Source organism: Paracoccus binzhouensis (assembly GCF_016446475.1).
GTDB lineage: Bacteria > Pseudomonadota > Alphaproteobacteria > Rhodobacterales > Rhodobacteraceae > Paracoccus > Paracoccus binzhouensis.
In genome coordinates, this window is sequence record NZ_JAEHFP010000058.1 from 18,458 (window position 1) to 27,727 (window position 9,270).

The 9,270-nt window shown below is 70.8% G+C and carries 9 protein-coding genes; 3 read left to right on the top strand and 6 right to left on the bottom strand.

What is annotated here, in order from left to right; translation table 11 throughout:
• Window positions 1-30: 30 nt before the first annotated feature.
• Window positions 31-1,656, bottom strand: a complete 1,626-nt coding sequence (locus I9P22_RS13920; protein ID WP_199260076.1) for a peptidoglycan-binding protein — start codon at window positions 1,654-1,656, stop codon at window positions 31-33.
• Between the two features lie 242 nt (window positions 1,657-1,898).
• Between I9P22_RS13920 and I9P22_RS13925 the strand changes: the two genes are divergently transcribed.
• Window positions 1,899-2,189: a hypothetical protein gene (locus I9P22_RS13925; protein WP_199260077.1), complete on the top strand. Its 291-nt coding sequence runs from the start codon at window positions 1,899-1,901 to the stop codon at window positions 2,187-2,189.
• A gap of 16 nt (window positions 2,190-2,205) precedes the next feature.
• Here the strand turns inward: I9P22_RS13925 and speB are convergent, their stop codons facing one another.
• Both speB and trhA read right to left on the bottom strand, forming a co-directional pair.
• The gene (speB, locus tag I9P22_RS13930; protein WP_199260078.1) at window positions 2,206-3,177 is read right to left on the bottom strand and encodes an agmatinase; all 972 of its coding nucleotides are present in this window, start codon (window positions 3,175-3,177) and stop codon (window positions 2,206-2,208) included.
• Window positions 3,178-3,243: 66 nt separating this feature from the next.
• Entirely contained in the window at window positions 3,244-3,906 is a 663-nt protein-coding gene (gene trhA / locus I9P22_RS13935) for a PAQR family membrane homeostasis protein TrhA (RefSeq protein ID WP_199260079.1), read from the bottom strand.
• A gap of 647 nt (window positions 3,907-4,553) precedes the next feature.
• Here trhA and I9P22_RS13940 point away from each other — a divergent pair.
• Window positions 4,554-4,730 carry a hypothetical protein gene (locus I9P22_RS13940; protein WP_199260080.1) on the top strand — a complete coding sequence of 59 codons (177 nt, stop codon included), beginning with the start codon at window positions 4,554-4,556 and terminating at the stop codon, window positions 4,728-4,730.
• Between the two features lie 169 nt (window positions 4,731-4,899).
• On the opposite strand, the gene I9P22_RS13945 is transcribed toward I9P22_RS13940, so the two are convergent.
• From I9P22_RS13945 to I9P22_RS13955, 3 genes are all read right to left on the bottom strand, one after another.
• The gene (locus I9P22_RS13945; protein WP_233253395.1) at window positions 4,900-5,562 is read right to left on the bottom strand and encodes a 5'-methylthioadenosine/S-adenosylhomocysteine nucleosidase; all 663 of its coding nucleotides are present in this window, start codon (window positions 5,560-5,562) and stop codon (window positions 4,900-4,902) included.
• A gap of 79 nt (window positions 5,563-5,641) precedes the next feature.
• Window positions 5,642-7,234, bottom strand: a complete 1,593-nt coding sequence (locus I9P22_RS13950; RefSeq protein WP_199260081.1) for a PAS-domain containing protein — start codon at window positions 7,232-7,234, stop codon at window positions 5,642-5,644.
• Window positions 7,235-7,309: 75 nt separating this feature from the next.
• Window positions 7,310-8,647 (bottom strand): ActS/PrrB/RegB family redox-sensitive histidine kinase, encoded by a 1,338-nt coding sequence (locus I9P22_RS13955; protein ID WP_199260082.1) that lies wholly within the window; start codon window positions 8,645-8,647, stop codon window positions 7,310-7,312.
• A gap of 88 nt (window positions 8,648-8,735) precedes the next feature.
• Between I9P22_RS13955 and I9P22_RS13960 the strand changes: the two genes are divergently transcribed.
• A complete protein-coding gene (locus I9P22_RS13960; protein WP_199260083.1) occupies window positions 8,736-9,209 on the top strand; it encodes an SCO family protein in 474 nt (157 codons plus the stop codon).
• Window positions 9,210-9,270 lie beyond the last annotated feature (61 nt).

The following is a 9,270-nucleotide window of genomic DNA, read 5'->3' on the forward strand; positions in this document are numbered from 1 at the left end:
ACCGCGGAAGCGGCCGGGCCCGGCTGCCGGTCATTTCACCAGCTCGCGGATGATCGTGTCCAGCCCGATCACGCCGCCGCCCATCTGGCCCTGATTGATCAGCCGGTTGCGGCGCTGGCGGGCCTGCTCGGCATGTTCGCCGCGCGGCCAGTTCTGCAGATATTGCGTATAGGATTGCACGGTGTCCTGCTGCCGCGCCCGGTTCCAGGCGCGATCCTCGCGCTCGTCGCGCGGGATGTCCTCGTCCAGCGCCGCGGCCAGGCGTTGCCGCGCGGTCTGGGCATAGATGCCGTTCGGATAGCGGTCCAGATAGGCGCGCAGGTTGCGCACCCCGCCGCGGGCCCCGGTCTGCTGCCAATAGGCGCGGTCCTGCTGGTCGCGGCTTGGCGTCACCGCCGCGGCTTGCGCCCGCAGCGTGCCAAGCTGCGTCGCGGTCAGATAGCCGGTCACCGCATAGCCGTTGCGCTGCTGCCAGCCGCGGATCGCCGAGCGGCTGCGCGAGCCGAACACGCCATCCGCCCCGCCGGTGGAATAGCCAAGCGCGTTCAGCCGGCGCTGGATGGTCATCCGGTCGCCGCGGCTCAGGCCCAGCCGGCTTTCAGTCAGTTCGGCCTGCGAGGGCTGGCGCGGCGCCACCACCGCGCGCGGCTGCTGGATCTCGGGCGCGGGCGCCGGAACGGGCGCCGGTGCGGGGACAGGGGCGGGTTCCGGGGCCGGGCGCAGCTCGACCAGCCGCCGTTGCGCCGCCTCGGCATATTCGCCCCGGGGGTAGCGCGCCAGGTAATCCTCATAGGCCGCGGCGGTATTGGCCGCGGCGGCCTCGGCCCAAAGGTCGCGATCGCTCTGCGCCGGTCCCAGCGCCTCCAGCCGCGCCTTGGCGGCCGCCGAATAAAGGCCGGTGGGATAACGCTCCAGGTAGCCGCGATAGGCCTCGGCCGTGTCCTCGGCGGCGGCCTTGGCCCAAAGGTCGCGATCCGCCTCCAGCGGGTCGGCTGCGGCATCGGCATCCGCCTGGGCCGCGACCAGAACCAGCTGCGCGTCGCCGCCCTCGGCCAGGGTCAGCCGGTCGTCGGCGCGAAGCACCTCTCCGACCGAGGCGCCGGGCTTGAGCAGCGCCGCCGCCGCCGCCGTGGTCGCATCCGGCGGGCCCGAGATCACCGTCACCCCTGCGGGCGGGGCCAACGGGCCGATGCCGTTTTCCAGCCCGGCGGCATGGTCCATGCCCTGCCGGTCCGAGCCGAGCAGCAGCACCGCGCCCGGCTGCGCCTGTTTCATCAGGTCCAGCACCATCGACAGCGGCACGCCCTGCGAGCCGGCGCGGACCAGGTCGGGCTGGTCGGCATCGGTGCCCATGTACCAGCTGTCGCTGCCGCCATGCAGGAAGCGGCCGTTCAGCAGCACCAGCCGCGCCCCCGGGGCATCGTCGGGCCGCAGCAGGTCGGCCAGGGCCTTGCGCAGGTCGGTGCTGGTCAGGTCGGCACCGGCCACGGTGCGGAACCCAGCCGCCTTCATCGCCTCCGAGGCGGGGCCGGCATCGGCATCGGCCAGTTCCGGCGCGTTCTGGTAGCGCGCATTGGCGATGGCCACGCCGCGATCCTCGGCCCAGGCCGGTCCCGCCGCGACCAGGGCGGCCAGAAGAAGCGTCAGGGTGCGCATGGCATTCTCCTTCATCGGTGCTTGCCGTCCGTCTACGGCTGGCAGGGGGTGATATTCCCGTTATCGGCGCCGGCATCGCCTCACAAGCCGCGGCCGGACACATGGCTGCGAGGGCGGCGGCGGTTCGGCAAGGGACCGCCGATCTCCGCTCGGCGCGCCAGCGAAGCGGCCGTTCCAGCGCGGTTCTTGCATCCGCAGGGCGCAGGCCCTAGACCGGCCGCTTTCAACGGATGGACTGGATCATGCCTGATATCAAGCAGTTGCTTTTCCCTGCCGCGACGGCGCTGGCCGTCGGCTTCGGCCTCATGACCTATGACAAGATGCGCGGCGCCGAGTGGGTGGTCTCGCCCCGGCAGATCGCCGAGGCCAAAGCGGCCGGCCAGCCGGGTTACGAATCCCGCCCCGGCACGGTCACCGTCCTGCCGATCCGCAGCGAGACGGCCGATGCCCTGCCCTTCAAATGGGCCATGGCCGGCATCGTTGCCGGCGCCTTCGCCTTCGGCGCCATGCGCCGCAGGGCCAAGGCCGCCTGAGCCGGCCGATACGCGCCTAGCCCGGCGGATCCCCGGCATTGCCGGCCAGGACGCAGAGCAGCTCGAACAGCATGGTGGCGCCGGCCAGCGCGGTGATCCCGCCCAGATCGAAGGGCGGCGAGACCTCGACCACGTCGGCGCCGATGATGTCGAGCCCCGCCAGGCCGCGCAGCATGGCCTGCGCTTCGCGGGTGGTGAAGCCGCCGATCTCGGGCGTGCCGGTGCCCGGGGCCATCGACGGGTCGATGCCGTCGATGTCGAAGGTCACATAGGCGGGGCCGGAGCCGATCAGCGCCCGGACCTCGGCCATCACCGCTTCGGGACCGCGGCGGGCGAATTCCTCGATATAGATGATGCGGACGCCCTGGTCCCGCGCCCATTGATGCTCGTCGGCCGCGTAGACCGAACCGCGGATGCCGATCTGCACCATGCGCGCCGGATCCAGGATCCCCTCCTCGATGGCGCGGCGAAAGGGCGTGCCATGGGTATAGGGATTGTCGCCGAAATAGCGGTCATTGGTGTCGGAGTGGGCGTCGAACTGCACCAGGCCCAGCCGGCCGCGCCCGGGATCGGCCTTGTGCAGCGCACGCAGCACCGGCAGCGTCGTCAGGTGGTCACCGCCCACGCTCAGCGGCAGGGCGCCGGCGGCGCAGATCGCGGCGATGCCGGATTCGATCTGCTGCAGCGCCGCCATCAGGTCGATGGGCTGCACGGCCAGATCGCCCAGATCGGCGACCGCCAGCCGTTCATAGGGGGCGATGCCGGTGACGTGGTGGACGCGGCGCATCAGGCTGGACTGGTTGCGCACCTCGCGCGGGCCATGGCGGGCGCCGGGCCGGTTGGTGGTGCCGCCGTCCCAGGGAATGCCGATGAGGGCGACATCCAGCCCCTTGGCGCTGGTCGCCGCCGGCAGGCGCATGAAGGTCGAATGGCCGGCGAAACGCGGCACGAGCGCCGCGTCGACGGGTTCGTTGAGCTGTCTGGACATGGGTGCTCCAAGGTTTCCGGGCAAGGTTAGCCGGGCGGAGGCGGGAAGATCCAGCGCCTCGCGCGGTCAGACCACGGGCCAGCTGGCGATGCAGAGCGCGACGGCGATGAAGAAGATCACGCTGCCGCTCAGCACGAAGACATGCCAGATGGTGTTGTGAAACGGCATCCGTTCCAGCAGGAAGAACAGCACGCCCACGGTGTAAAGCCCGCCGCCGGTCAGCATCAGCGCCAGCACCCCGGCGGGCAGGCCGGCCAGCATGGCCCCGCCGGCATAAAGCCCCGCCCAGCCCATTGCCAGATAAAGCGTCAGTGCCAGCCATTTCAGCCGGGCGGGGGCGATGATCTTCAGGGACAGTCCCAGCGCCGCCGCCGTCCATAGCCCGGCCAGCAGCCCGCTGGCCTGGCTGCCGGACAGCAGCGTGAAGGGCGTGTAGGTGCCGGCGATCTTCATGTAGATCGCCGAATGGTCCAGGCGCCGCAGCAGGCCGGTCCATCGCGGATTGTCGATCATGTTGTAAAGCGCCGAGAAGGTCAGCATCAGGATCAGCGTGGTGCCGTATACCGAGGCGCCGACCACCGCCGCCGTCCCCGCGCCCGAGGCCACGGTCAGCGCGATCAGCGCCGGCACCGCCATCAGCGCCAGCGCCACGCCGATGACATGGACCACGCCGTCGCTGACCCGCTCGGCGCGGCTGTAGGGACGGGAAAGATGCGCAATCGTGACCATGCGACCAGACTAGATCGGCCGAGGGCGGTCAGGCAAATCAAACCCGCTCAAGCTAGGCACAAGCGGCGCGGGCTGCTGGCTGGGCAGCAGGGCGGGCGGCAGGCTGGGCGGGTTTCGGGCAGTGGATGCGGGCGGCTTTCGGACCGGCGATCGGGGCCGGCGATTCGGGCTGGCCTGCCGCAGAATGGGTGGTTTCACGCCGCAGGTCAGGGCCGGACTGGAAGGGCCGCGATGCTGCATGGCGAGGCACTTTCCTTACCCCCGGTCAGGCCGACCGCCGGCGACGGCCTTGCCGGTGCCGCTACGGACAGGAAGCAGCAGTCCCGCGGCGACCGCCGCCGCGACCGCAGGCCCGGCCCGGCAGCCGAACCGCGTGGAACGCGGGACGATGACCGAGGCGGCAGGGGATCAAAGGACGAATCGGCCATCCCCCGCGATCACGGAAACCGTGCCGGCCAAGGACCGCCATCGGCCCTCCCGGTCGCGGAATTGTGCTGTCCCGCCGTCAGGATTCCCGAGATATTGCAACGGCTTGATGCGCATGCCACGTTTGTCGTGAATGACGATAGCTTTTATCGTGAAAAATTGATCCAAGCATGGTATGGTCGGGGTGTGCGCAACCAGGCGCGCCCCTCGGAGGAACCGATATGACCAGCAAGCCCAGCAAGAGCGATGTGAAGCAGGCCGTGTTCGAAGAGCGCCAGAAGCTCAGGGGCGCGGCCGACATCCTGGACGACAGCGCCGCCGTCGATGCGGCGCAACTGGCGGCGATCTCGCGCCGGGCCGAGGCGTGGGAGCGGCGCTACGACGCCCTTGGCGGATGACGACTGGCGGGCGGCGGAGCGATCCCGCCGCCCCGGCCGCAACCGCCGCTTCCGTGGGTGACCGGGGCAAGAGTTACAGTCCCGCAGCACTTCAATCTGGCAACCGCCGCTTCCGCGCGTGATCGGGACAAGGCGCCACCCTGGGATCCCCAAGGCCGCGGCCCGGCCCTCAGAGTCCGAGTTCGCCCTGCCGCAGGGCCTCGGCCAGGCGATCCACCGCCTCGGCCAGGCGCGCGTCGACCAGGTGCAGATATTGCGTCCAGTCCGACAACTGCCGCAGATCCTCGGCCCCGTCGGATATGCCGCGCAACCCGATCAGCGGGATGCCGAAATGCTGGCAGGCGCGCAGCACGGCGAAGCTTTCCATGTCCACCATCTCGGCGGCGATGGCGTCGTAATCCCCGCCGCTGACGATGCTGGCGCCGGTGGCAAGGCTGGCCGCGGCCAGGCCCGGGATCCGGTGCGGCAGCTCGATCCGGGCGGGCAGGTCCAGAAGCGGCGTCACGCCCCGGGGAAAGCCCAGGGGCGAGGCGTCCATGTCGCGATATTCCAGCGAGGCGACCTGATAGACGCCCAGCTGCCGCAACTGCCGCGATCCGGCCGAGCCCAGCGACACCACCAGTTCCGGCAGTTCGTCGCACGCCGCCAGCTGCGCCAGGGCCGCGGTCAGCTGCACCGCCGCCTCGACCGGGCCGACGCCGGTCATCAGCGGCGAGATGCGGGCGCGCAGCTGCGGCCCGTATTCCGCGTCCACCGCCATCACGAACAGCACCCGCCGCCCACCCAGCAGGTCGGGGCCGATGCTCAGGCCCTGTCGTCGGCTTGCCGCCATCTCCGATCCCCTCGTTTCCGATCCCCTGCCAGTCCTGACGCAGGGAAGCGCAGGCGCGACCGGCGGGCAAGGGGGATCGTCATCCGGTCATGGCGCGCTGCATGTCGGCGGCCGCCTGCGCCGAGGTGGGGGCTTCGGCCGCAAGCGGAGCATCGCGACCGAGCGGCAGGGTCGGGACCGGCGCGGCAAAGTTCAGCAGCACCCGCCCGCCCGACAGCCCGCGCAGCCCCCAGGACAGCAGCCCGCCCGAAGGCCCGGCCATGGCGCCGCGCAGGGGCTCGTCGGGCAGGGCCGACATCAGCGCCTCGCGCAGCGCCGCAAGGCCCGGGCTCTGGCCGCAGGCGCCAAGCCAGATGGCGATATGGTCGTCCAGCGTGGCGGGCGCGGCGGCGCCCCAAAGCCCGGCATAGCGACGGTTCGAGATCAGCAGCTCGCCATTGGCGGCGAAGACCGCCACCGCATCCTCGAGCGCATCCAGCACCTCGGCGCCCAGCGACAGGTCGGCGCGGAACTTGCGGGTCAGCGAGATTTCCGAGGTGATGTCCTCGAACAGGAAGGCCACCGCACCGTCGGGATGCGGGCGGCCGGTGACGCGATAGGTCTGGCCGCCGGGCAGCGACCACATCTCGACATGGTGGCCCGAGGCGGCCGCGGCCTCCAGCGTGTTCATCTGGTGGCGCCAGCTGCGGTAATCCTTGGGCTCGGGCACCATCCGCGCCTCGCGCAGCCGGTCGAGGAAGGCATGCAGCGTCGGACGCGCGGTCAGGAAACCGGTGGCGAGCCCGGTCAGGTCGATCAGCGCCGGATTGAACAGCTGCAGGTTGCGGTCGCGGTCGAAGATCGCCAGCCCGATGGGCAGGTCGGCGAAGGTCTTGGTCAGGGTCTGCACGAATTCGCGCAAGCTGCGCTCGGCCCGCACGGCAGCATCGGCGGGCAGGGCGATGGCGACGGTCTGCTCCGCGATCTCGTGGACATGGCAGTCGTACCAGCGGCTTTGCCCGTCATGCTCGACCTGCACGCGCCTTGCCGGGCCGGCGCCGAATGGCGGCCGCGCCGCCAGGTCGATCAGCGGCGGCAGCGGCCAGACGGTCTGGCCGTCGGCCTTGGCCTCGGCCAGTTGCAGATAGGCCGAGTTCGCCCAGGTCACCTGCCCCTGGCGGTCCTGGCGCCAGGCCAGCATCGGCGAATGGTCCATGGTGCTGCGCAGGATCTCCAGTTCCTGCTCCATGGCGCCGAGCGACAGCGAATCGACCAGGATGCCGGCATTCTCGGCCGAGGGATCGGCCAGGGTCAGGCGCAGCGTGCCGTCGCCCAGATCCTCGGCCAGCAGGCGCAGGGGATTGGCCGCGGCCCGCTCCTTCAGCTCCAGCCGCGCGGCGCCGCCCAGGTCGGGCAGGACCACGCCCAGTTCGGGCAGGCGCATCCCCAGCCAGCAGGTCAGCCTTTGCCAGTCGCCTTCGCCCGGCAGGGTGGCCAGCAGGGCCCGCGCCGGGCCGGTGGCATCCAGCAGAACCTGGTCGCGGAACAGGAACACGATGGGCTCGATCCCCAGGTCCAGGCCGCGCGCGGCGCGGCGCCCCGCCATGCGCCCGTCCACCAGCCGGATCAGCAGCAGCGCCAGCAGCACGGCCAGCGCCGCCGCGGCAAAGGCGATGAGGAAATGCGCAACCATCGCAGGAACCCATGAGCAAACCACAGGGACACAACTATAGCGCGATGTTTTAAGAAGTGGTTAACGCGCGGAGGCTCAGGCGCGAATTTCCGGGTTCTGCCCCAGCGCGCCGCGATTCTCGGTCTCGATCAGCTCGCGCGGCCAGGTCACCGTCACCTCGGCCCCGCGGGTGCCGTTGCCGAAGCGCAGCCGCGCGCCCGAGCGTTCCAGCAGCGCCTTGGCGATGAACAGGCCCAGGCCCATGCCTTCGTAGCTGCGCTCGTCCTCGGCCCGCGGCCGGGTGGTCAGGAAGGGGCTGCCGATGCGGGGCAGCAGTGCCGGCGGAAAGCCCGGCCCGTCGTCGCTGATCCGCACGCGGATGTCGCGGCGATCCACGCCGGTCTCGATCGTCACGCGCTCGGAGGCGAAATCCACCGCGTTCTGGATCAGGTTGCGCAGGCCGTGGATCACGGCGGCGTCGCGATGCACGATGGGATCCTCGGCGCCGGGTTCCAGCAGGATCTCGGCGCCGCGGCCGCGATGCGGCGCCGCCGCCTCGGACAGCACTTCGGAAAGCGGCGCCGAGCGGATCAGCAGATCGTCGCGCCCGGCCCCGCCCATCGACTTCAGGATGTCGCGGCAGCGGTCGGCGGACTGGCGCAGCAGCGCGACGTCCTCGGCCAGGTCCTTGCGGTCGGGCAGCGCCTCGGACAGCTCGTCGGCCAGTTCGGCGCTGACCAGCTTGATGGTGGCCAGCGGCGTGCCCAGCTCATGCGCGGCGGCGGCAACCACGCCGCCCAGGTGCTGCAGCTTCTGCTCGCGCTCCAGCGCCATGCGGGCGGCGAACAGCGCGTCCGAGGTGGCGCTGACCTCGGCCGCGACCAGCCTGGCATAGGCCGCAAAGAACAGCGCGCCGATCACGATGGCGAACCAGTGCCCGACCAGCAGCGGTTGCTGCAGCGACAGCCGCCCGGGCACGAAGGTCAGCGGCTGGGCGAAGATCGCCGCCAGTGTCACCATGGCGAAAGTCGCCACCCCCAGCGCCAGCAGGTGCCGGCCCGGCAGCGCCGTCGCGGCGATGGTGACAGGCGCCAGCAGCAGCAGCGCAAAGGGATTCTCCAGCGCCCCGGTCAGGGCCAGAAGCGCCGCGATCTGCGCCAGGTCGAAGCCCAGCTGCCAGGCCGCCTCGCGCGCCGAGATCCGCCGGCCCGGCCGCAGCGACAGGCCAAGGTTCAGCACGATGGCCAGCCCGATCACCCCCAGCACCGCGGCCAGGGGAAACTTCGCCCCGATCGCCAGCGCCGCGCCCACCGCCGCCAGCTGGCCGGCGATCGCCACCCAGCGCAGCAGGATCAGCGTCCGCAGCCGGATCGGCTCGGGGCCCGGCTGGCCGGGAAGCAGGTCGATGCGGCGGGATACGAGGCCGATGGGCAAGCGGGATCTCCGGGTTCGGACGGGCTTTGGCATTGATACCCATGGCCGGATGGGCGATCAATGCAGCGGGCGGCAAGGACGCGCGACGATGGGCAAAGACGCAAAGATCCTGATCCTCGGCAGTCTCGCTGCGGGCCTGCTGCTGGTGACGGGCGCGCCGTGGCTGGCCCGGGCCGAGGCCGATGCCTTCGCCCCCAGCCGCGAGGGCGCCGCCCAGGGCGGAACGGCCGGACTGGGCGGGCCGTTCGCGCCGACCGACCAGAATGGCCGGCGGGTGACGGATACACGGGTCCTTGCCGAACCGGCGCTGCCTTATTTCGGCTATGCCTGTTGCCCGGGTGTCTGCCCGATGGACAATGCCCGCAATGCCGAGGCGGTTTCGATCCCCGAGGAACGCGGAATACGGGCGACGCCGGTCTTCATTACCGTGGATCCGCGGCGCGATACGCCCGAGATGCTGAAGGATTTCGCCGCGGCGATTCATCCGCGCATGATCGGCCTGACCGGCAGCCGGGCGGAAATCGACGCGGTCTCGACCCACATTCTCCAAGTAAGTCGCTGATTTCGCTGTCGTAATCGTGATATTTCGCATATAAATCATGGCGTTGACGGCTGCGAGGGGC